Annotated in this window: 16 protein-coding genes and 1 pseudogene; 13 read left to right on the top strand and 4 right to left on the bottom strand. The window is 56.5% G+C overall.

What is annotated here, in order from left to right:
* Window positions 1–185 precede the first annotated feature (185 nt).
* Window positions 186–2,000 (bottom strand): hypothetical protein, encoded by a 1,815-nt coding sequence (locus I6F38_RS17125; protein ID WP_225161165.1) that lies wholly within the window; start codon window positions 1,998–2,000, stop codon window positions 186–188.
* 878 nt (window positions 2,001–2,878) lie between these two features.
* Here I6F38_RS17125 and I6F38_RS17120 point away from each other — a divergent pair.
* From I6F38_RS17120 to I6F38_RS17080, 8 genes are all read left to right on the top strand, one after another.
* On the top strand, window positions 2,879–4,033 hold the full coding sequence (locus I6F38_RS17120; RefSeq protein WP_225161164.1) for a patatin-like phospholipase family protein: 1,155 nt from the start codon (window positions 2,879–2,881) through the stop codon (window positions 4,031–4,033).
* Window positions 4,034–4,284: 251 nt separating this feature from the next.
* The gene (locus tag I6F38_RS17115) at window positions 4,285–6,036 is read left to right on the top strand and encodes a peptidase M4 (RefSeq protein WP_225161163.1); all 1,752 of its coding nucleotides are present in this window, start codon (window positions 4,285–4,287) and stop codon (window positions 6,034–6,036) included.
* A 2-nt stretch (window positions 6,037–6,038) separates the two neighbouring features.
* The gene (locus tag I6F38_RS17110; protein WP_225161162.1) at window positions 6,039–7,466 is read left to right on the top strand and encodes an MBL fold metallo-hydrolase; all 1,428 of its coding nucleotides are present in this window, start codon (window positions 6,039–6,041) and stop codon (window positions 7,464–7,466) included.
* 17 nt (window positions 7,467–7,483) lie between these two features.
* Entirely contained in the window at window positions 7,484–8,788 is a 1,305-nt protein-coding gene (locus I6F38_RS17105; protein WP_225161161.1) for a hypothetical protein, read from the top strand.
* Window positions 8,789–9,096: 308 nt separating this feature from the next.
* On the top strand, window positions 9,097–10,248 hold the full coding sequence (locus tag I6F38_RS17100; RefSeq protein WP_225161160.1) for a hypothetical protein: 1,152 nt from the start codon (window positions 9,097–9,099) through the stop codon (window positions 10,246–10,248).
* Window positions 10,249–11,220: 972 nt separating this feature from the next.
* Window positions 11,221–12,072: a DUF1837 domain-containing protein gene (locus I6F38_RS17095; protein ID WP_225161159.1), complete on the top strand. Its 852-nt coding sequence runs from the start codon at window positions 11,221–11,223 to the stop codon at window positions 12,070–12,072.
* Window positions 12,069–14,153 (top strand): DEAD/DEAH box helicase, encoded by a 2,085-nt coding sequence (locus I6F38_RS17090; protein ID WP_225161158.1) that lies wholly within the window; start codon window positions 12,069–12,071, stop codon window positions 14,151–14,153. The genes I6F38_RS17095 and I6F38_RS17090 overlap by 4 nt, the downstream gene beginning before the upstream one ends.
* A 300-nt stretch (window positions 14,154–14,453) precedes the next feature.
* A complete protein-coding gene (locus tag I6F38_RS17080) occupies window positions 14,454–14,828 on the top strand; it encodes a hypothetical protein (RefSeq protein WP_225161157.1) in 375 nt (124 codons plus the stop codon).
* A gap of 618 nt (window positions 14,829–15,446) precedes the next feature.
* Here the strand turns inward: I6F38_RS17080 and I6F38_RS17075 are convergent.
* Complete coding sequence (locus I6F38_RS17075; RefSeq protein ID WP_225161156.1) at window positions 15,447–16,082, bottom strand: dethiobiotin synthase; 636 nt, start codon at window positions 16,080–16,082, stop codon at window positions 15,447–15,449.
* A 776-nt stretch (window positions 16,083–16,858) separates the two neighbouring features.
* On the opposite strand from I6F38_RS17075, the gene I6F38_RS17070 reads away from it, so the two are divergent.
* From I6F38_RS17070 to I6F38_RS17050, 5 genes and pseudogenes are all read left to right on the top strand, one after another.
* A complete protein-coding gene (locus I6F38_RS17070) occupies window positions 16,859–17,218 on the top strand; it encodes a Dabb family protein (protein WP_225161155.1) in 360 nt (119 codons plus the stop codon).
* Between the two features lie 114 nt (window positions 17,219–17,332).
* Window positions 17,333–18,727, top strand: a complete 1,395-nt coding sequence (pabB, locus tag I6F38_RS17065) for an aminodeoxychorismate synthase component I (protein ID WP_225161154.1) — start codon at window positions 17,333–17,335, stop codon at window positions 18,725–18,727.
* Window positions 18,724–19,308: an aminodeoxychorismate/anthranilate synthase component II gene (locus I6F38_RS17060; protein WP_225161153.1), complete on the top strand. Its 585-nt coding sequence runs from the start codon at window positions 18,724–18,726 to the stop codon at window positions 19,306–19,308. The genes pabB and I6F38_RS17060 overlap by 4 nt, the downstream gene beginning before the upstream one ends.
* Before the next feature lie 921 nt (window positions 19,309–20,229).
* Window positions 20,230–20,448, top strand: a pseudogene (locus I6F38_RS17055) (hypothetical protein); the annotation flags it as partial.
* Window positions 20,449–20,750: 302 nt separating this feature from the next.
* Window positions 20,751–21,110 (top strand): hypothetical protein, encoded by a 360-nt coding sequence (locus I6F38_RS17050; protein WP_225161152.1) that lies wholly within the window; start codon window positions 20,751–20,753, stop codon window positions 21,108–21,110.
* Window positions 21,111–21,129: 19 nt separating this feature from the next.
* Here the strand turns inward: I6F38_RS17050 and I6F38_RS17045 are convergent, their stop codons facing one another.
* On the bottom strand, window positions 21,130–22,029 hold the full coding sequence (locus I6F38_RS17045) for a hypothetical protein (RefSeq protein WP_225161151.1): 900 nt from the start codon (window positions 22,027–22,029) through the stop codon (window positions 21,130–21,132).
* 316 nt (window positions 22,030–22,345) lie between these two features.
* Window positions 22,346–22,798, bottom strand: a complete 453-nt coding sequence (locus tag I6F38_RS17040; protein ID WP_346657115.1) for a cell envelope biogenesis protein TolA — start codon at window positions 22,796–22,798, stop codon at window positions 22,346–22,348.
* Between the last annotated feature and the right edge of the window lie 132 nt (window positions 22,799–22,930).

Genomic DNA, 22,930 nt, shown 5'->3' with positions numbered 1-22,930 from the left:
CCGATTCTGGATTGCCATGGCCCGCGGTGTCTAACGGGTTAGTGTGGCAGCGGCACTCTCCCTGTTCTTGGCATCTACGACGCGACAGCCCAAGGCTTCTGGAACGCTCCAATCTAGAACAAGCTGGGGTTACGCCGAAATGTAGCTTGGCCATTTCATCATGTCGCTGAGGGGATTCATGATCTCTAGTCCTGACAGACGACATAGCCGTGCGCATTCATTTCCGCGCAGGCTGAGAAAAACGACATCAGAAGCCAGTAGAGTTGAACGAAATAGGGGTCTGCGGCGTGACCAGCCTTAACGCGCGCAAGAGCAGCTTCGACCGCACCTCGGCTGAGCGATGATGTCACGATAAAGACCCGGCGGATTGCATCGGGAGCAGTTCGCGCACGTGCAAACTCGGTGGCGAGCTGACCTACGCTTCCGCGGAGGGTCCGCGGGATCTTGGTTGTTGCGCCGTCGTTGATATAGTTCTTCTCCCACCTGCGGATTTTTGCCCCCATCGCATCTGCCGGCAAGCTCATGCGCTGCAAATTCTTGATAGCTTGGCTGACCGAAATATGAAATGGACCGGCGCCGAGCGAAGGCTGCCCGTGTTTAGCATGATAGAAAGTGATGCGAGGTGGACTGCTCGAATTATTCAACCCAATGAAGTCCGCCCATTCGTCGCCCAAATCATCGCATACAAGAACTTCGTCTCCATCAGCGACACATTTATCGATAACTCCGAACGTTGAGTCGGAATCAAACGTCGTATGTGCAGCCGTAAACTTTCCCTTCTCATCGACAACATCGCCGAGGAGGGTGTTCGCGCGCAAGTAACGTAGCAAAGACGCGCCGCCGTCGGTGAACCCCTCATCCCTGAACAGCGTACCGTCTATATACGCCAGCGAGGGCGTATCGAACAATATGATGAAATAGTCCTCGCGTTCTAGGTAACGTCGAAGCGAGATTCGATCTGGATCTTCGCCCAGCGGACGATCCGGATCTTCAATCTCAACATCGGCGCTAAGAGGCAGGCGTAGGTCACGCAGCGCAATCCGGCCCTGATTGATCGCTATAGCGCCGACCTTGCCGTTGGTAGCGCTATCGACCAGATCCAGCAGCTTACCTTGGCCGCCGACCTTTAGCACGCAGTCCAGCTCCGATAACACCTGGTCGATTTCGGACTTTGAGAGGATGACATATTTCTCGTTGATCTCACGCACCAACCTGATATCGCCTCGCTCGTGGACGGCGTCTGTGAGGCTAGCCACGTCAACCGCAAATGCGGTTGGACTGACGCTTCCTTGGATGCTCGACAGGTCAATCGCACGGGCGAATGTACCGATGAATGTAGCCGGAGCTCCCTGAGCGTCGACCAGCTGATCAATTACCGACGTCGCATAATCGATCAAATCCTCGTGGCCGACACGATCGGATCGTTGACCAATCCGGCCTGTGCGAGGGGTTGTCGAATAGTGGCCGGCATTCGATCGGACTGTGTAACCTTGTGGCGCGTAACGGCTCGCCCCGGCCGGTCCCACGACGTTGCTTAGATCGTTAGCCTCGAATGTCTTGCTTCGCATCACGTCTTTTGAAATCGACATGTTGCGGAGCCGGATCTTTTCGAACACGGCATCATTTCGCGCGACGGCGACGTCGACTCGTTCGGACGGCACCCGCGCGAGGTATCGGGTCGAGAAGTTCGCGGGGAGATCAAGCTTCGATCTGAATATGGCGACGTGGCCTCGGTGCTCGACCAGCAGGAGAAACCCACAAATCCGCTCCTGAATGCCGGCCCCCTCAGACATGAATGCCGCTGGACGCTCGTAAAAAAACGAAATCGCTGACCAATAAGTCGCTCCCACCAAAACGCGGCGGTGGTGGAAAACATTCTGGGACGCGGATGGCTGCCGGGCGCGAATTCGCCGGAAAAGATCGTCAACCGCGGCGTTGCTCAGCGAGCGCTTCAGACTATGAAAATTGGCTGTTTTTGCCACGCGAAGTGCATTGATCATCTAATCCCCAGCAGTCTCAAATAACATTTTCGCAGTCTATTAGCACGGCCGATCACACTCCCATCCTGCCAACCAGGCTGGCAAGGCAAAGGGCCTCAAACATTTCATTCGAGACCTCGCCTAACGGCCATGCTTGCCTTGATCTCATCTCGCTTCAGGCAACAGTCGTGGCGACGCAGCGAGCCCAAGGCGCGGAAGGCCATATCCGCAATGAGAACCTCGAGAAGCCTCCCGCCAATCCGGCCAAAGGCGGCCACGCGCCGTCACTAACAAGGTCCAACTCTACTGTTATTCCCGAGAATTCTCTTCCGCGCCCCCATTTCCTCGCCTTCACGCAATTTGCCGCGCATGCCTTCAAACCCAAATCTAGGCTCAGCCGCTAAGGCAGTTACGACCCCACAAGGCTGTCGATGCGTTTTGTTAAGGCACTCCAGTCAGTTGGCCGAACACCCGGCCATCCCGCACACTCATTTTGCAGGTACCACCGAAAGTAGCCGAAGGCCGACGCAGCTTATCTGCATTTTTTTACACGTATTGATTGAAATCCTCAAGCAACCTATGCAACACTATCGCTGTGGTTGAGCCTTACGCAGCCCCGCATAAGCGGTTTCGTACGTCGACATAATTGATCGAGTCGCATTTTTTACAGCGCTGGAGCCACGGATGTTTGGCGGCACTTGAGCCTTGCGTCACACGTTTTCAGTAAACCATTCAGATGCCACGTCCATTCCGCAGTCTTTCTGATTTGTTCAGTCAATCACTTCCCGTGCAAGGCTCCCCACGCCTCAGATCTGCTGAACGAAATCAAACCAGCGGTTGGACGTGATCCCTCGATTTGCGATTTGACCTTGCGAGGACGCTAGCAGCTGGGATCTCAAATGGAAGAAGTACTTATTGATCCGCATAAGCAGTCTGTAGCTATCGAAGATGGCGTCGCCCTGTCGCTTTCGGGTGGCGGATATCGTGCCATGGTCTTTCACGTTGGAGTCCTTTATCGGCTCAACGAGATCGGACTGTTGGGAAAGCTGAAGAGGATATCCAGCGTCTCGGGCGGATCCATCACTGCAGGTGTGTTGGGATTGCTCTGGGACGAACTGCAATTTAGCAACGGAAAAACAGCAAAGTTCGGTCTGCTTGTTGACCGCATTCGCGCAATGGCAGACACCACAGTCGACGCCGGCGCTGTCATCGGGGGAATATTCTCTTCACTTTCGATTAGCGAAAAGGTCGCTCAGTCGTATGACGACGTACTATTCAAGGGTGCAAAGCTACGGGACCTTCCCGACGATTCGCAAAACAAGGCTCCACGCTTTGTGATCAATGCGACAAACGTCCAAAGCTCGGCACTCTGGCGCTTTTCAAGGCCGTATATGGGCGATTATCTCGTCGGCTTGGTCAAGGATCCAGACGTATCGCTTTGCAGTGCGGTTGCAGCATCATCCGCCTTTCCGCCCATCCTCTCGCCCATGGTGCTGCCTATCAGGCAAAAGGTGGAAGCGCCGCCCGGCAGTCAGCTCAACCATCCTCCATTCACGACACAGGCCGTACTCAGCGATGGCGGTGTCTATGACAATCTCGGCCTGGAAACGACCAAACGTTTCAAGACGCTGCTGGTGAGTGATGCCGGCCAAAAGATTGCGCCCGAAGAGGATCCGCATCATGATTGGGTACGCCACTCCATGCGTATCCTCGACACGATTGATAACCAGGTCCGCAGTCTTCGCAAGCGACACCTGATCGACGCTTACAAGCGCGGTGACCATACCGGCGCGTTCTGGGGGATTCGTACCTCATTTTCAGATTACCAGCTCGCGACTGACCCGCTGAAATGTGCGATCAGAAAACCCGCTGCTTTGGCTGAAGTCGCCACCCGTCTGGAACGGATGCCGCTGAAACTTCAAAATCAGCTCATGAATTGGGGGTATGCGATCTGCGACGCCGCACTGCGTAAGCATATCGCTCCCGGATTGCAGACAACACTTGACATACAGATTGCTGATCCCACGGGCTTTCCATTTCCCGACGAATACTGAGGGTCAAGCGAGATAGCGGCAACGCGCACCCAGCGCAATCCTGCTCTTGTTCTCGCTCATTGTGAGGCAACATAATGAGACGTCCATCTCTTGTTTGCGAGGAAGTCCGCGATCAGGGCGAGAGTGGCGAGCAATCGCAGGCTTTGGCACCTTCCGATATCTATACGTCATCGGAGATACCGACACCGAGCGAGCGTCCGCTAAGCGTTTACGCATTCGACCCAAGCGCAGGTCGCCTTGTTGGAAACTACATGACCGCATCGGTACGCTATGAAGCGGTCCAACCAGGTCCGATCGGCGAACGATTTGCCGTGATCGACTACGACGGAGCGAATAAGACATTTTATCAACCCGTAGACCTAAACGATCCGAGACTCTTGATCCGCGGGGGTCTCTCGCCATGCGAGTCGGACCCTCGCTTTCACCAGCAGATGGTCTATGCCGTGGCAAGCGAAACACTGCAGCGGTTCGAGTTCGCACTGGGACGTCGTATCCATTGGCGTGGCTTCAAACGCTCGGCTGATGCCGCTCCAGTTCCCCATGGCGCGTCTCGTTGCCTCAATCTGTTTCCTCACGCCATGTGCCAGGCGAATGCGTTTTATAGTCCCGAAGCGCACGGAATCCTGTTCGGATATTTCAGAGCCAGTCGCACCAATCCGGGAAGCAATCTACCGGGCCAGACCGTCTTCACTTGCTTATCACACGACATTATCGCTCACGAGACCACGCATGCGATCGTCGACGGTATAAAAAGCTTCTTTACTGAGCCCACCAACATCGACGTTCCGGCATTTCACGAGGCGTTTGCGGACCTCGCCGCCTTGTTCTCGCATTTCTCGCACAAAGAGTTCCTGCTCGATACGCTGGAGAAGACTGGCGGCAGACTGTTCGATTCGCGCCTTAAGCCAGAGGTCGCGATAGCGGCGGATTCGAAGGAACCGGTCATTCAGTTGCAGATCGAAAAAGCCAATCCCCTCGTCGCCCTGGCCACCCAGTTTGGTGAAGCCGCCGGCATGCGCGGCGCCCTCCGCAGCGCGCTAGGCACACCGCCCAATTCCAGTGACATTAATGTCAAGACTGAACCCCACGATCGCGGATCGATTCTGGTCGCTGCGGTATTCGATGCGTACTTCACCGTCTATACCCGCAGGACATCGGATCTCTTTCGAATTCATCGCGCTGGAGGCGGCAATCTCGACCATGACGATCTGCCGACTCCTCTTGCCGAACGCCTAGCGACCGAGGCAAGTCGCACGGCGGAGCAGTTTTTCGTCATCTGTGCACGAGCGCTCGACTATTGCCCTCCGGTCGACATAACCTTTGGAGATTTTCTGCGGGCCGTATTGACTGCGGATCTTGATCTGCATCCGAAGGACCCTGACGGTGTACGGGACGCAGTGATGCAGGCCTTCCGGCTGCGCGGAATCATTGCGGATGGCGTTGCTTCATTTTCGGAAGAATCGCTATTCTGGCCGAAAGTCCGGCGTGATGCGCTCCCGACTGTCGATGGACTTCAGTTCGGTGATCCGAACGGATTGACCAAGTCCGAGAAGGACCACAACGGGGACGTGCTTCGCGCTTACGCGCAGAAATACGGCGACCTGCTCGGGTTTGATCGTAGTCTTGGCAAGATCCAGGCACTGTCATTTCATCCGATGTTTCACATGGGCGAAGACGGTCGTCTGTTTGTGGATATGGTAGCCGAGCTGGTTCAGACCGTGCGAACGCCGTTCGGTGATGCTGGCTCAGGTACTTTTCCAATGCGGAACGGCGTGACGCTCCTGATTTCTCAGGACCCGCCGCAAGCGGACAAAAGGCCGCCGCCGAGAATTCGGTTTGTGATTGCAAAGCTTCACAGCGCTGAACGCGAGGATCGCGTACGGACATACTATGCTTCAAGCGGCCGCGCGATCAGCCAAAAAATTGAAAGGGGCGAGGTCGGTGAAGCGGGAGACGACGCACGCTTCCAGCTTGATTTTGGTCTACTGCACGCCGGAGCTTAATCATGGCCCCCACGAAAAAATCCGCTCCCAAAATTCGGAACAAAACGGTAAAGGCAACCGCCAGAAAGGGCGGCAAGGCCGCAAAGATCCCTACGCGTGGAAACAACACGAGTTCGCCTACGACCGACGCTTCTTCGAACGAAAGCGCCCAAGGTTTACGGGTACGAATGTTTCGAGTTGGTTTTGGCGATTTCTTTCTCTTGACTGTGCCGACAACCGGCGGGGCAAGCGAGCATGTTCTTATAGATTGCGGCGTTCACGCGCAGGACCTGGGGAGCATCCGGGATGCGGTGCAGCAAATGGCCAACGATTGCGGCTCTAAGCTCGCGCTCGTCATCATGACGCATCGACATGCCGACCACATATCGGGCTTTGCGACCTGTAGCGACATTTTTAGCGGCTTTACGGTCGAGCGTGTTTGGATGCCCTGGTTCGAGGATCCAAAGAACGACAAAGCGATGGCTTTTCAAGCAAGCCTCACTGCGATCGCGGATAATCTTTCGGTGAGATTCGCCGCGCGAGGCGGCAATGATTCGTCGATGCTCAAGAATATGGTCGACAATATCACTGGAGGGATGGCAGCCGCGGGCGGTGGGTCAAAAAATCAAAAGGCCTTGGACGTCCTTCACGGCGGCTTCAAGAACGAGGCGAACCACGATTACTACAAGGCCGGCGACCACCCCATCTTGCCCAAGAGTCTCACTGATGCCGGTCTATCCGCCCAGATCCTCGGTCCGCCGATTGATTCCAAGCTCATCTCGCAGATGACCAAAGTGAACCAGCAGTATTTGTCTGACGAGATCGAGACAAATGACGAAGTGGTCCGGCCGTTTCCCAAGGCATTTTACACCGACAAGAACGGCTATCCCAGTGACGCTTTCAGGATTTATGACGATCAAACGATAATCCGCCTGATCGATGGCGCGCAGCCCGATCTCTTAGCGGCTCGCGCCAAGTCCGCGGATAACACCTTGAATAACCAAAGCCTCGTTGTCTTGTTCAGCTTCCGAGGAAGGCATCTGCTGTTTGCCGGTGACGCCCAATGGGGCAATTGGGAAAACTTTCTGTACGGCGGCGCATATGGGACTCCAGGCCATACTGAGCTGACCAAAAATGCCAAGTCGATCCTGGGGAAGATCGACTTCTACAAAGTAGGTCACCATGGCAGTGCCAATGCGACGCCCAAGGATGCGGTAGCAGCTATGAGGCTCGGCTGCGTTGGGATGTGCTCTACGCAGATACACGCATACAACCAGGTTCCTCGAGAACCCTTGCTGGACGCTCTGCGCGGACGAATGGAAGGTCAACTGGCAAGGAGCGATCAAGTGGCCGCGCAAGAGACCAAGGCTGAGAAGACGGCTGGCGAGCTCCCGGATCAGTTCAAGATCCCAGCCACGGGCAAATTGTTTATTGATTACGAGTTTAACTAGCGAGCCGGCATTCCCCCATGAAACTGAACCACTTCTTCCTGCCTGAATGCGCTTTTAAGGTTCCCGGCAGAGTCTACGCGCGACTGATCGAGTGGGATCGGTCAGAGTACGCGCTGTTTGATGCAGTCGACGCCGACTGGTTCGACGGTGAGAACTCCTCATCTCAGGGGCCTCTGACCACCGGCCGTTGGCCTTCGCTCTCAATGCGGGCCCCTGTTTACGCGATCGAGATCAACTCACGGCTCGGCGAAGATCTCGCGGCCCTGGAATGGCTCGACTTTTGGTCGGGCAGACTTCCGACGTGGTTAGAACTTCAAATATTCGAAGACGAACGTGGCCCAGCTAATCTATACGGAAACATAAACGGGCCAGCCGTGCGTGTGCGCTTCTCTCAAAGTGGTATCACACCGCATGTTCTAAGCAGCTTGAAGAGAGTAACCGACTTGTCGCCCTACGCAAAATCAGGCGATGAACTCCGTGAAGCTCTGCCGACCAACAGTGTTGAGAGAGTTTTCGTTCTGGATGTTGGACAAGGCGCAGCCAACGCGCTAGTTACGAAATCGAAGAAGGTATTGGCTTATATTGATCTTGGAGCGGGCGTTCTGGCGGACACCGGCACATGGCCGGCTGCAATGACCGGGATATGTCTGAAGGACGATCCCGTGGTGGTGCTTACTCATTGGCACTACGATCACTTTCATGCCGCCAACAAGTTTACGACAGCGCTCAACAGAACCTGGATCGCCCCTTTTCAGAAGATAGGACCTGGCCCGCAATCCGCTATGGCGAGCAGTATTGCTCAAAATGGAAACCTGTTGATCTGGAATGGAAAAGGCATTCTGAAGAAGGGAGCGATCGAGCTCGAGCGCTGCACGGGATCGACGGGGAACTTCAATCGTTCCGGAATCGCCGTTTGGGTCAATGGGCCGAACGACCAGGACGATCCAATCCTGCTGCCCGGTGATGCCGGATACTCCGACATCCCGTCCCTGAAGCGCTCAGTGCGGGCGATCACGTCATTAGTTGTATCTCACCACGGCGGACGGGCTCCAGGCAAGGCGCCCGCAAAACCAAACCTATCGACGGCCCGCGCTGCAATGTCATTTGGAAACAAGAACAGCTATAAGCATCCGCTTGCGCCGTCTATCGCAAAATTGCAGCGAGCCGGATGGCTGATCGGCTTTCCGAAGCCAGTACAGGACGATCGGCGTACAGAGGATCGAGGCTTGAATGGGCTCGGCACAATCGATCTCCGCTGGAGTGGCTCGGCTATCGGCCCGTATCAGTGCAATTGTGGCTGCTCGATTGAGCCGACGCAGTAGGTTGCTGTGCCGCTCAGTGGTTGCGGTCGCTTGACCGACAGGTCACCTCGCCAGCTTCTTTAGGCGAGAATAGCAATTTCCCTTGGGCGGCCGGTCGCGGCACCTGTCCCCATCGCAACGGCTATTTCTCGTCCAAAGCTCCATGCCGCGCAACAGCACTTTTCGACCAAGCCGCCGAAGAAAGCCGCACCTTGCGTGATTGCGTCTTGATGGTACTCCTCGTACAGTCGCAGCGAGCGGAGGCAAACCTCGCTCTCACGTGCGGTCATATTCCCGCCGCAGGGGGATCGAGAACTATAGGATAACGCATGACGTTCGAGCCAACTTCAGCGGCTATCGGTCAAGCAGCGGGTCGCTCGACAATCCGTGTTCAAGAAAACGGTTGTGACGGCGCACCCGGAAAGGCAACGACTTTCACATGGGAAAGGGTGGAGCCTCTCGGCTATGCCGAGCTGGTCGCTGCCGATCTTAATCACGGCCCAACGATTCCGCTTGTGTTTCAGGGCTGCAGAATCATCGACACGGATACCGAACTGGACCGTGCTCAGGTCCACACCGTGCGACTGACGCTCGAAAGCGCATTTAGGTCACGCACGATCGGTCTGGTCAGGAATGGCTGGCTGCCTTCGGCACTGGCTGCCGATGTTCCGGACACGATCATTTTGCTCGACCGCAATGTCGTAAGCGAAATCGTTGGTCGGTTCGAGGGCGGCAAGATGACGGGCAGTCGGTCGGACTTTCTGGATCTTCTTGCCAGCAAGCCTATGCGGATCAATCCTGTCCTTTTTGCCATGGAAGGCAATGTCAGGGCAATGCCGACGCCGGCACTTGTGCTGCAGCAACTCGAGGAGGTCGCGGCGAAGCTGCGAAGGGCATTGCCGAAAGCTCAGCTTGTGCTCGGCTCGGACAGCCTAAGGGGCGCGATGGGCCTTATTGAAGAGTCCCGTCAAGGCTTTAAGCGCAAGCAAGCGTTCCTGATGCAACTTGCGCCCGCTCTGACCGCACCGGTTGGTCGCAAGAACGCGTCAGCGCGATGGATCGAGGTCTTTGCCGCGGCCGACGCGTGCAAGGTGCCGCGCTCGTCGCTGGTCGTGCTCGCAGCCTTAAGTTCAATTGTTGTCCCGAATGGCCAAGGTCCGGCAAAGCGCCTTCTCAAGTTCAAGACGAACTACACCGAAGAGGACGCCTACAATGCGCTCGCGGATTTGCGTTCGCTGGAGTTTCTGATTTATCTCTTTTCCTGGTTCGCAAGCGTGCCGACGACATTCTTCACGGCAGACAAAGATCTGGCGTTGTTCTGGTGTGGACTGTGCGCATCGGAATTTGAATCCCGAGGTCGCGGCGTCCACTGTAGCCTAGCTCCGGATAAGCTGCTTCCTGGAGAGTATGCCAGTCAATGGCGCTCATGGGTAGCCGAAGTTCCCACGCAGGAAACACCCCTTGATGAGGAGCGGCCATGATGTCACTCGGCGTTTTGCCGCGTCAGCGTTACTCCAGGCAAGTACAACCGGTCAGATAGGACAAAATACCACCTATCAGCTATTTGCAGATCGCTCGAACTCTGTGCGGCGCTCCGTCAGTTCGTCAAATGGCTCGGCGTCATCTGGAAGGATGCCCTCCTCCCAGCCGTTTTCTTGTAGCCGTCCTCGAACTTCTCGCGGGTCTCATCATCAGGCAACAATAGGGCAGCCGGACAACCGCGTGGTAATCGATGGCATTGCCTGTCTCGCGCGAGGCACTTTAGCTTTCCTGTGCTATTGCCCGGGCTGGCGCGGTGTCATTGAACGCGTCCTCAGCAAATCCGTATCGTCGAGCCGCACTGGATCGGATCAGTGGCGCGAGAGTCGGTTGCCAGCCTCGATGACCTTGCAGGCAAGAATACATGTGCGGCGGTCGCTTTTCCAAAGGTGCGTGTGGGCAGCCAAATGCACGGGTGACCTTCAGGGCGCAAAGCGGCTCGGTTCACGACAGTCCTTCCCCCACGTGCGCACGGGGAAGGAAGCCGTCAAGACTTGAGTCGGGAGCTAGATTTCCTCACGCCCATCCATTTCGAGCGTGTAGCCGGAAATCGACAATTTTTCGGCGGCCAACCATCTTGGCTCGACTCATATGTCGGTTCGAGGCTCTCTAGCCGAGCCGTCGGACAGCGCCAACCGCCGTTGCGGAGCAGCAGCAGGCAGCGGGCAATTGACCTGCACGCTTAGTCGGCTGGGCGCATAAATTTAGCGAAAAGAACCTGGATCACGAGCCACCTGGCAGAACGCCGAAAAGCTGCGCAACTATATAGAAGAACGAAGCAAACCTTCCCTATGACATCGTACATCTCTACCCGTCCCTGCCGGCCGCAAGTCGCAGGGCGTACCCAGCACGCGACCATTAGATCCGCACAACCTTTTTGAACATATTTGATTGCTGGGCAGGGGTGACTCGGTTTGACTGCATATAATTTTAAACCCAGGCGATTTCTTGAACGGCTTTACTTTCTTGATGGCGCAAACCCCGTCGATGCCATCTGTTGCGCGGGTTTCGAGCTGAAGGCCTGGCGCTGCATTCCGTTCGCGGAGCATCTGATCGAGTGGCTCCCCGAATATGCCTTGCCTGAAGATGAGCTCGCGATCACGCATGCCAATATGTATGTGAAGCTGAAGAAGGCGGCTGTTCGGGTCTACACGAGCGAGAAGTACGCAAAGCGCGGTGAAGCCGGCGAGATCGCGCTTCATGCGATTTGCCGTGAGTATTTTAATACCACGCCAATTTCAAACCGCGTTTTTTACAAGAGCGCCTCGAATGACGTGGTGAAGGCATTCGACATGGTGCATGCCCGTTTTCCTCAAGCGGGCGGGGTTGAACTTTGGCTCGGCGAGTCAAAGCTATATTTGGACACCATAGACGCCATTACCGAGGCTCTGAAGTCCGTGACGGAACATCTGGATCAAGGATTTCTGAAGGAGCAAAAGCTTCTTCTCGGACCTCAGATACCAAAAACCACACCGCGATACGATGAATTGATGGAGCTCTTCGAGCCTCAAACGAGCCTCGACAAATTCATTTCGTCCGGGGTGTTCGTCATCGGCATTCTGTCCAACAGCAAGGCGTGCGCCGGTGCAACGCAAATCACGGACAGCTATAAGGCCGCTCTCTCGAAGGAATTCGACGGCATTAGCGCGCGACTTGCCAAGTCCGGCCTGACCAAAAGGATACGCATGGTTTTGCTGTACGTACCGCTAGCCGACAAGGATGGCTTTGTCACCGCATTCGATGACAAGTTGAAGGGGCTGCAGTGACGGTTACCCAACAGCAGTGGCACGAGATCGAGAGCCTTCACGGTTCTGAGCTCAAGGAGCGTGTATTTTCCATCCTCCAGGAAACCGCTCGGGATATTCAAACACTTGATGTCGACGATCCCGGCGTTCTCACAGTCGTCCCTCGCCTTGCCAACCTCCTGGAGGCGCGGCCTGAACTGGCTTCCTACCGCGAGGTCTTCAGCGCCCTGGCGCGCGCCGTGGGACTATGGAACTACATCGACAAGGACGCCGCGGACTACCGCGATGCGGCAGTTGCGGACGCAGTCACTTCCGATGAATTGGATGGAATCACGTTCCATAGAGAACAGATAGCAGCATTAAACACGCTTCTATCCGGTAACAACCTGGTCTTGAGTGCACCGACGAGCTTTGGAAAGAGCCTGTTGATTGACGCACTTCTTGCCACCGGCCGATATAAGCGGGTTGCCATCGTCCTGCCGACAATCGCCCTGCTTGACGAATTCCGCCGAAGAATAGAGCGACGGTTTGGCGGCAAGTTCGCATTGATCATGTACCACTCGCAAGAGGCTCCTGCCGATCAAAGCGTAATTTTCCTCGGCACACAGGAACGGCTGATCAACCGCAAGGATCTGGGCACAATCGATCTGGCGGTCGTGGACGAGTTCTACAAGCTCGACCCGACCCGCCAGGACGACCGCAGCTCGACATTGAACGCGGCGGTTTATCAACTCTTGCGACGCTCCAAGCAGTTCTTCTTTCTCGGCCCGAACATTGAGACGGTTCGTTACTCGGCGGATAACCGCTGGAAGTTCGAGTTTCTCCATACGCGCTTCTCAACCGTCGCGGTTGATACGTTCGATCTGACCCGGATCAAGAACAAGGAAGAACGCCTCACAGCGGAGCTAAAGAGCTCAAGCAATTGGCCCTCGCTTGTCTTCATTTCCTCGCCCGATCGCGCGAATCAGCTTGCGAGCACGCTCACGAAAGAAAGCAGTTTCGCAAAGCTTGGCGACATGTCGGCGTGGATCGACGACAATTTCGGCGAGGGCTGGGAGCTGAGCGAAGCTGTTGCCGCCGGCGTGGCCGTACACCATGGACGTATACCGCGGTCATTGGCCTCTCAATTCGTTCGACTGTTCAATCGCGGCGAGTTGCCGATCCTGATCTGCACCTCGACACTGATTGAGGGAGTGAATACAGCGGCGAAGTCCGTGCTCATTTACGACAAGCAAATCGCCCGAAAGGACTACGACTTTTTTACCTTCTCGAACATTCGCGGCCGCGCAGGCAGGCTCGGTCAGCATCACGTCGGCGCGGTGTATCTTTTCCACGCCCCACCGGACCAGGAAGCCATCGAGGTTGAGCCCCCGCTCTTCGGCGATCTTGACCAGGCACCAGACGAACTCGTCGTCCACATCTCCGACGAGGACAGCTCCCCTGCCATAAGCGACCGGGTCGCGGAACTCGCCCGCACGATGGGACTGTCGCCCGATGAGCTCCGTCTCGCGTCGTCCGTCGGACTCGAAGATGCAGCAGCCCTCAAACAGCAAACCCAGATTGCGTCGCGTCAAGGGGCTCGCGTGCACTGGAGCGGACCACCAAAATACGATGATATTCTCGCTGTATGTCGAATCATTTGCGGCGTTCGGAGCGCGAACGAATTTGGTGTTCGCAGTGCGGCACAGCTCGCTGTCTACCTGACAAACTTGCGTACTCACGGGACATTGCGAGGCTTCTTTCGCTGGCACAGCAGCTCATATCGTGGCGCCCCGCGCGGTCAGGACAACGTTTTCCGCTTTCTCCGCTCCTGCGAATACGGGTTGCCACAACTGTTCTCGGTGGTTGAGCTCTTTGCCAAACGCATTCAGCCGAAAACCAATTACGGCCTGTTTGTCGCCGAGATGCCTCGCTGGTTTCGAATGGAGGTCCTCAAGAACCTCGACGAACAGGGAGTACCGGTACAGATCTCGGAGCGCTTCCTTGTGCGCGACGATACCATCGACAGTTTGCGTCGGCGATTGATCCAGGAGGCGCACAGCAGCCGCGATCGGCTTACCCCGCTCGAGAAGCAGTGGGTGCTTGATGCACTAGCCGTTTGAGGCAGCCGGTTCCGCCATTGGCGCCCCACGAGCGACTTTGGCGCGCTCTAACGAAACCTTATGCCGCTCGGCGCGGCGCCCGAGCCCCAAGAAGATACGTGCAGCAGCACCTCAAAGCTCGGCGTCCTCTGCTGGGATCATAGGCAACTTAGGAAGCTTATTGGCATTTTAAGGACGCCGACTTCACACCTGCCGGTACGCCACTGTCCGCTGCGGCCCCAGTGGACTTCGTCACGCAGCTCAAGCTGATGATCGCCGCGCTGCCGGCTTCCTCGGGCGGATCCGACGATGTGCGCTCGTATGACCTCGTCTGGATCCTTCATCTCGTCGGCGACGCCCATCAGCCGCTGCACGCTGCTGCCCGCTTACAGGCATGAGATCCCGGACGAAGATGCCGGAGGCAATGCGGGTTCGGTGATGCCGGCGACTGGCTCCAGCATGGCTCTGCACCCCAACTGGGACGCCATCTTCGGCGGTCACTCCTCGCCCTACGGCGTCATCTTCGATGCCGACGACAAGGACGGGCTGTCGAGCGCCGGCGTCAACGAGGTCGAGGCGCAGATCGACGATCCTGCCATCTGGGCTCAGGAAATCGCGGATCTCGCCAAGCAATACGGGTTACGCTTTGCCGATAAGCACTGGAAAGAATCGCGTACTTCCGACGCGCGACTATGAGACGAAGGCCAAGATCCTGGCGCTCCGGCCCGGGCAGCCCTTGCCGCCGTCCAACTGGCCAGCCTGATCGAGACAGCGCTGAAGTAAAGTTTTTGCCAGATGCCGGCAGACGATAATTTGGAAAACGAAACCAGTCGAGACCTGTCGCATCGATCGCCGGGTCCATTCTCTCTCTCTGTGCGCCGCTTTCGCGGCGTCGCCTTTTGGCGCAGGTGACGTCGAGTTCCGGTACCGCGGTTTTCTTCAATCCCAGGCGCATCAACCGCGTTCACTTCGCTCCCGCCGGTCAACGAGTTCATCGTGAATGCCGAGACGTTCCGCCTTTGGCCGCAGATATTCTTCCCGATGTACGTCCGAATCGATCGATCGCTCCGAAGGCGCCCCTCACGCAGGTGGTAGGCGTCTTCGCGAACTTGATGCCGATCAAGAAATCGGTAGACGACGTTCTAAGGCTGGCTGGGCGTGCGCCTCCACGATCGGGTAGGTCTCCCATGAACTCCCCGCCGCGGCGATTCCCAATGCCGGGAGCTTCGCCGACTCGGCCTTGCGTCCCCTTGTCACCTCGATTTGAAAGAGCACGTCGCGTACAGAGGCCAGAGCGACGACTTCCTCTTAGCGTCATGGCATGAAATCATCGCGGCGGAAGGAAGCCGCGAACTCAGCTTGCAGCGCCTCTGCCGACAGAGGAGAAATCCAGGGCAGTCTCCCTAACCAACGCACCCGGCCAACCTCGCAAATTGCTCTCAGAGCATCCGGATTCTTTTCCCCAACAAAGGCAATTCCGAGCACATCGATCTGACGTCTTCGGAGAGCCTCTATGGATAAGAGTGCGGAATTGGGCGTCCCGAGCGCCGTGCTAGCGCAGAGCACAACAGGGAGCCGCCAACGTTCGAAGATGTCAATGTAAAGGGTGCCGCAGTTCAGCGGCTCCATCAGTCCGCCAGTCCCCTCGATCACCAGCGGCTGCTCACCGGAGGCCGGCACGTCGAGCGAATCCGTGTCGATGCGAACCTCGTCGACCTCTGAGAAACCGTCGGACGAAACGGCCGCCTGCAGGCGATAACGCTCTGGCAAGATTCGTTCGGCTGAAAGACCACCGAGCCGAGCGACGCGCTCCGTATCGGTCTCCCCTTCCAGGCGAGCCTCAATCGGTTTCCAAAACTTCGCACCCAGGAGATTAACGAGCCCTGCGCAGAAAACCGTCTTTCCAACCCCGGCGCCCGTACCCGCCACCACAATCCGCTGCGGGCTCATCGAGCCTGACCTCTTATCCCTTCGTCCAGAATATCCAGTATGGTCCTCACGTCCCCTCCCCCATGACATTCAGCGTTGGTGAAATTCAAAAATACCGCCAGTCGAGAAGGCCGCCTGTCGTTAGTGACGGTCCGGCAGCCTACAATCGGGGTACGGTGACCCCCAATGGAGCACAGGTGGCTCAGTCGCCCTTACACCTCGCCTCTACTGATTTGCACAGCGGCCAGGAGTTAGGCGTCGCATTGGGCCAAAAGGGATTCCCCGTATGACAGATGTTGAGCTTCGAAATTTGTCGCGCTTAGCACCGCCTCTTCCCAGAGTTGAGCTTGCTGTGTTGTGTCAGGTTAAGATTGCTATCGGCCTACAAATATTGTCCGGATCGCACAAAGACATCCACGTGAGGCAGGATGTGTCCTTACAGATGCAGAACGGTACGCTTCGGACATAAGCCCCGCGCGAAAATGGCTGAGTTCGCCTGCTTTAATAGCGAAGACGTGCTGCATGGCCCTGACATTTACAAGTTCGCAAGGGCTCAACGAAGGGATTTGTTGCTCGTTCTCGGCTTCTGCGCAACGACTGTCCCATGAAGAGGCCGAGCCGACTCGCTGGTTCCCCGAATCAACTGCCGCGGTGATCCCCGGAACTACTCGCCTGCGCCCAAAAGAAGACGGGGCGCGATCCCAAGGCAAACTTTCTGTCGCCTTCACAGCGTTGCGTGGGGCTTGATCTCGATATAGGAACGCCCCGAGGCTACTGCGTCACGCTTATCGATCATCATGATTCGTCACATCGTCTTCTTCACAGCCAAGGATGAGGCCGGTATCGACCAGATCGTCGAAGGTCTGTCGATACTCACCTCAATACCTTATGCAAGCCGGCTCGAGATTGCGCTCAACCGCAAGAGCGATCAACTCGGCAACGATATCGACGTCGTTGTGTATGGTGAGTTCGACAGCGAGAGCGATCTGGCTGCATACAAATCGCACGATTTGTATCGAGAAGCGATCCGGCGCGTACGACCACTCCGGGAGCTGCGGCTTGCCGCTGACTACGAGCCATCAACAGATGTGCATTTCGCCCGGACGTCAGGGTTAGGCCAGATAGCACGGCCCAGGCGACCACCTGGCCGGGGATAACCCGATGAGTAGCCTAAGGGCGCCGCAGACGGGTCGAAAACTGCTCATTTTCAGGACGGCATCACCTTTAGTTCGGGCTTCACAACGTGCTGCCCTTGGGTAACCGATAACCTCATGCACGTCCTGGAGATGCCGTGGATCGATCCAGTCAAGGCGTTGCGATGCGCTGCGCAGCGGCCGCACCTTACCTTTCTCGATAGTGCGACAGAGCATGAGGTGCTTGGGCGCTACTCCTATCTGGCCTGCGAGCCGTTCAGCACATATTTTGTGTCGAATGGACAGGCTAGTTGGAACGGGAAGATCGTTGCAGGTGATCCATGGGCCGTGCTCCGCAACCTTCTAGCCAGATATCGAGAGGCGCATCGCCCCGATCTCCCGCCGTTCCAGGGCGGCGCTGCCGGCTTCCTTGGTTACGATCTGAACCGAACGCTGGAGCGGCTGCCGCGGCCGTCGATTGTCGGTCTGCAATTGCCTCAAGCGGTACTAAATTTCTACGACGTGGTGGTCAGCTTCGATCACCGGGACCGCAGGTGCTGGATCATCTCGACCGGATGGCCGGAGCAGGCCTCCGCTCGGCGAACTGAGCGTGCGCGCCGTCGCGCCGACGAGTTTGCGGCGCTGCTAGCCAGGCCAAGGTTGCCGCCGCTCACCATTCCCAGCACGGCGGGCGCATGGCATTCGAACTTTGGCCGAGAAGGCTTCATAGGGGCGGTCCAGCGCGTCGTCGAGTTGATTCTGGCCGGGGATATATTCCAAGCGAACATCGCACAACGCTTCAGCGCCAAGGTATCGCCCCTGTTCGATCCCCTCACCTTCTATTGCCAGCTGCGGTTATCGAACCCGGCACCATTCGCTGCCCTCTTGCGCTACGACAAGATGACGATTGCATCGAGCTCTCCCGAGCGATTTCTAAAACTCGACGGACGACAGGTCGAAACTCGCCCCATCAAGGGAACAATCGCGCGCTCCGCGGATCCGGAGGAGGATCGGCGCCACGCCGAAATCCTCCTTGCATCCGAAAAGGACCGCGCCGAGAACATCATGATCGTCGACCTGCTGCGCAACGATCTGTCACGCGTTTGTACAGACAATTCGGTCGAGGTTACGGCATTATGCAACCTCGAATCCTACGCTTCAGTGCACCACCTCGTCTCCGTTATCGGGGGCGCACTTGCTGCAAATCAAGACGCCGTCGGTCTGCTTAGCGCCTGCTTTCCAGGCGGCTCCGTGACCGGAGCTCCGAAGGTGCGAGCAATGGAAATCATTGCGGACATTGAGCAAGTGGCACGAGAGGTCTATTGCGGGGCGATTGGCTTCATCGGATTCAATGGACAGATGGATACCAACATTGCGATCCGCACCGTGATGATTGACGACGACCAGGCTGTGTTCCATGCAGGGGGCGGAATAACGGCGATGTCGGATCCGGAAGCCGAATATGAAGAGACGCTTGCCAAGGCCCAGCGAGTGTTCGATGCCTTTAATGCCGATCCATCCGGTGTATTTTGATCCTCATCATCGACAATTACGACTCCTTCGTTTTCAATATTGCGCGCTACTTCCGCAAGCTTGGTGCAAAAACGGAAGTTGTCCGGAATGACGCGATCCGCTGCGCCGATCTTGTTGCGTCCAGGGCACGGGCAATCGTCATCTCTCCCGGCCCCTGCACGCCAATGGAGGCCGGGATATCCACAGCGGTTGTCCGCGAACTTTCGGGGCACATCCCAATTCTCGGCATCTGTCTCGGGCACCAGTGTATTGGGAGCGTTTTCGGCGGCCGGGTTGTGCGCGCCCGTTGTCCGATGCACGGCCGGGCTTCCGACATAGCTCATGATGGCCGAGGATTATTTAAAGAGCTCCCGTCTCCACTTTCTGTTGGACGTTACCATTCTCTGGCGATTGAACTCGGTGAGTCGGACAGGTCGCCTCTCATGGTGACAGCCCGTTCAAATGAAGGTGAGATCATGGCTTTGTCCCATCGGCATCACCCAACCCATGGCCTGCAGTTCCACCCCGAGTCAGTGCTTACCGAGCAAGGTGACGCGCTGCTTATCAATTTCTTGCGCTTAGCAGAGAGTTTCCGAGCGTGAAACCGGAGATTTTATCGCGCAAGTGGCGCCTACTCCGCAAGATCGAATGGCAGGCTGCGCGCCTTTCGAATCTAGCTCGGTAAAACGACGAAACAGCTTCGACTTGTTGAAGCTGTAACCGAAAAGCGGAAAGAGCCCAATTGGTACGCCGCGTACGCAACTTTTTCTTTTGCTACAGGCTGAATTGAATTACTTGAAGCCAGCACGCGTATAACTCTTCGCATCACCTTCATTCGGTGAATCGGGATCATCCTTTAGCCAAATTGCAGATTTGTTTTGCGAGATCCGCCAAGAGATTGGCGGTGCCTAAGCGGTATACTCTCCTACCGCTGCCCTAACGGGCGTTTCCTCCCTTGACTTGGCCGCCGGTCCTATGGATCGGCGGCTCACTTCGGTATCGGGTCAACGCTTTAGGATCGAGGGCATCATAGATCAATCTGCAGCTCGACGACGACGGCGCTGGGGGGCCATTGTCTGTCAGGATTGAACTTATTTATGCAGCATAGAGGTGTGCAATTCAGCATTCGCGAAGTATTGCCGGGCGAGTGGCGCTACAGTTTCGAAATCGATGGCAAGACGATCCGTGGCAGAACCCGAACGAGATTGGAGCTTCTCGCGGTTCGTCGGGTCAAGGATCGAATCAATCGTGAATTGAATCGCAGCGCGGAACATGTGAGTTGATATAGGGGGCGCTCTCCTGTCACGATGCCATTGAAGAGATGCGAAGCCGAGGGGGCGGATCCACCCTTCCGCGATCCAGGCAAAACCACTATTTGGGGCGTTTAACTCACCTATATTGAACCAATCGTTTGGCTTCCCTGCAACGCGCGGTCGGTGAAGGCTAAGCTGACTAGATGGAACAAAAAGTGGCGGGCCGAAGCTGCGGAGTAACGCGCATGCCGGCAACAAATCTACTCGAAGCATCCGAAGGCGATGCCCGTGATATTGACGACTGAGGAGGAGGGTAAAGTCTGGATGCGCGCGTCTTGGGACGAAGCGAAGGCGCTGCAGCGCCCACTTCCTGAATGCTTCGTACAAGGGGCAAGCACTCGATCTTCTCGTCTTCGCCAGGGCTGCACGTTCGATCTTATCGACTTTTCCCTGGCTGAAGTTGTCGTCCCGGCCCTGAATCAGCTCTGAGTGAGGTCGCATCTTCTCGAGCATTTACGTCTCGACGATCGCGCGTTTGTCCATGTCTTCAAGCACCGGGATGCTCAGACTGCGGGATGATACTTTCGGCACAGCAATATCGGATGCCGCCAACGCCACATTTCGGAATTCCTACCTGAGCCATCGCTAGAACGATCAAGTGCTTCGCGAAAACGCGGTCGCTTACTGGTTGCATTGGGGAATTAGCTGACAAATGTCCACCATCTGAGTGGGATTAAGAAATGGCGCATTTATCGGAATGGACGAGATGCAGGGCGCACCTGGTTCAATCGATGATGTCTCTGCTTGTCCTCGTGGCCTTCATGTCGACAAACAGCGACGCACAGGACCAAAATGCGCGTTCAATCATGCTGAACCACGTCAAGCAGGCCGAGGCTCAAATGAAAGCCGAGTTTGGGCCGAAGGTATTTCTTGGCCGCGCAGAACTCGACGGACCTCACGGTCACGAAACGATCGGACAAGCGTGGGCGCGGGTTTTGATCGCAGCTGGCGCCCCCGCCACTGTGCGTGGAAGGGAGGAATTGGCAAAGAAGGCAGGGCTCGATCCCCAAGCATCAATGGCATACGCGGCTCCACTGGCAAACTTGGACGCCATCGAATATTTGGAAACTGAACTGGAGAAAGCCCATTGAACGCCGATGAACCAAATGTCTAACGGCTAGGTTGTTCAACGATTTTGCTGCAGGATTCGTTGAATATTGCTTCATACTCTCGACATGCGTCTTGCACGCTCTTTGCGCCGTTGACATTGGTTGAAAGACCGCCCTTGGAAATTGCCTCTTCGTACTTCCAGCGAGCTTGACGCATGACGGAGAGCTGCAACTCGCAATGCTGGGCCTTCAGGGTCTCAGCCATCGTCGGACAATAGTCGGTTTCGGCGGGACTTCGATATGAGAGAATGCCCCCGGTTGATCTACTTCCGAAGAAAACGTTGTGACCTGATTGTTGCATCAAAGGGATCTGGAATCCGTCGGCCATAAGTCGACCGTATCCAGCCTGAGCGCAACCGGAGCTATGGTCGGGGGTGGTTATTGCGGGGAGCGGTCCGCCTGCGCAGACGATTGACCAGTCAATAACATCTCCTCTTTTTAGCGTGAGAGGGTCGCCTCCATCAAACGCAAGTTCGTCATAGCGCCTGTCGATCTTCTCAGCGGGGACCCGCGCGAATCCGGCCATGTTCAAGGAGCCATCCAGGCTAGCTACGAGATAGTCATTTTGCCTTGCAAGCACCTTTAGCTGGCCAATCGAGAACAGCATGCCATTGTGGGCATCCTTGATTTTCTCCTCCAAGCCGCGCTGCGTGGCATCGGCCGTTGCCTTTGAGTTCACGCCATCCGAATAGGTAATCCATTCATTTGTGGCGAGGAGCGCCAAGGTTATGATTGCACAGACGAGTTTTGTGACTCCTGCCGGGGTCAAGCGTTGCCACCACGGCTTTGGATTTTCGAAATCCTTTGGCCGGACGCCCTTGATTTCGGTAACGGCCAGAACAGCAACGATCATCGCGAAAACGCCGACGGCAATTTTCAGAGCCATTTCCCATCCGGCCATCACATGTCTCCAACAGGTCTGTGGTGAGCCTTCGCTGGCACAACCTTGGCGATAATAACAGACTGGGGAAACTTCTTTCAATCGGATGATGCATGGGTCGGCCAAGGCCAGGCTTGCCGCCTCCTATGATGCGATCGTAAAGGCTGCTCGTTAGCCTCGTGCCTGACGCAATGCGGCTTCGAGTCGTTCTTTGTGCTCTTCCCAACGCGATTGTTCGGCTTGCGCCTACTCCTCGAGACGCTCAAGTTGGGCTTGAATGCCCGCAGGGTTATTTTCATGCGCTCGACTGACTGCATCCAATGCGCTTTGCGCTTCTTCAACGGCGCGCTGGCGACACTCGCGCTCCCTTGGTCCGGGTAGCCTCTTCCTTGGCGCGTTCGCGATCGCGATGCTTTCGTTCCTTCTCGAAAGCGAGTGCGGCCTTCCGATCGGCCGCGTGGTCGGCGGCCCTCTTCAGATGCTTCTGCACCTTGCGGCTCGGCGACTTGCGGTATGCCTTCTTCCAACTGTCGTCTATGGCGAGACCAGCAGGCAGCTCGGCGTTTTCTTTGAACTTCCCACTTGAGCCGACGGGACGCTTCAGAGCGACGCCCGGTGCCACCGTGGTCGCTGCGATGACGTCTGGATCCTCGCTTTTCTTCGCCGCGCCCTGATGGAAAAGATTGCTGTCCGCGCCCAGGCTTTCAGAGCCAGTGTTCATCGACGGAGCCGCGATCGCCAAGCCAAAGAGGCCGAGCGAGGTTTGGTAAGCCTTCAGCTTCCTAGCCATGCCTAAAGCGCGGCGGGACTTTTGACGGGAGACAGACGCAGAAAGAGTTGGCACGGGGCGTCATGAACCCGACACTCCATTTCGGGGCGGCCTAAATTCAAGACGCTTATCTAATCCCGGTTCCGACAGAGC

This window comes from Bradyrhizobium sp. BRP56 (assembly GCF_020194035.1).
GTDB classification, from domain to species: domain Bacteria; phylum Pseudomonadota; class Alphaproteobacteria; order Rhizobiales; family Xanthobacteraceae; genus Bradyrhizobium; species Bradyrhizobium australafricanum.
The sequence above is the reverse complement of the archived record's forward strand: the minus strand, read 5'-3'. Positions and strand labels throughout refer to the sequence as shown.

What these genes read in the sequence shown, in the direction of transcription:
- I6F38_RS17070 (WP_225161155.1), top strand. Translation starts at nt 16,859, where the DNA reads ATGATTCGTCACATCGTCTTCTTCACAGCCAAGGATGAGGCCGGTATC.
- I6F38_RS17100 (WP_225161160.1), top strand. Translation starts at nt 9,097, where the DNA reads ATGACGTTCGAGCCAACTTCAGCGGCTATCGGTCAAGCAGCGGGTCGC.
- I6F38_RS17125 (WP_225161165.1), bottom strand. Translation starts at nt 2,000, where the DNA reads ATGATCAATGCACTTCGCGTGGCAAAAACAGCCAATTTTCATAGTCTG.
- I6F38_RS17045 (WP_225161151.1), bottom strand. Translation starts at nt 22,029, where the DNA reads ATGGCCGGATGGGAAATGGCTCTGAAAATTGCCGTCGGCGTTTTCGCG.
- I6F38_RS17040 (WP_346657115.1), bottom strand. Translation starts at nt 22,798, where the DNA reads ATGGCTAGGAAGCTGAAGGCTTACCAAACCTCGCTCGGCCTCTTTGGC.
- I6F38_RS17120 (WP_225161164.1), top strand. Translation starts at nt 2,879, where the DNA reads ATGGAAGAAGTACTTATTGATCCGCATAAGCAGTCTGTAGCTATCGAA.
- I6F38_RS17075 (WP_225161156.1), bottom strand. Translation starts at nt 16,082, where the DNA reads ATGAGCCCGCAGCGGATTGTGGTGGCGGGTACGGGCGCCGGGGTTGGA.
- I6F38_RS17105 (WP_225161161.1), top strand. Translation starts at nt 7,484, where the DNA reads ATGAAACTGAACCACTTCTTCCTGCCTGAATGCGCTTTTAAGGTTCCC.
- pabB (WP_225161154.1), top strand. Translation starts at nt 17,333, where the DNA reads ATGCACGTCCTGGAGATGCCGTGGATCGATCCAGTCAAGGCGTTGCGA.
- I6F38_RS17110 (WP_225161162.1), top strand. Translation starts at nt 6,039, where the DNA reads ATGGCCCCCACGAAAAAATCCGCTCCCAAAATTCGGAACAAAACGGTA.
- I6F38_RS17050 (WP_225161152.1), top strand. Translation starts at nt 20,751, where the DNA reads ATGATGTCTCTGCTTGTCCTCGTGGCCTTCATGTCGACAAACAGCGAC.
- I6F38_RS17115 (WP_225161163.1), top strand. Translation starts at nt 4,285, where the DNA reads ATGACCGCATCGGTACGCTATGAAGCGGTCCAACCAGGTCCGATCGGC.
- I6F38_RS17080 (WP_225161157.1), top strand. Translation starts at nt 14,454, where the DNA reads ATGACCTCGTCTGGATCCTTCATCTCGTCGGCGACGCCCATCAGCCGC.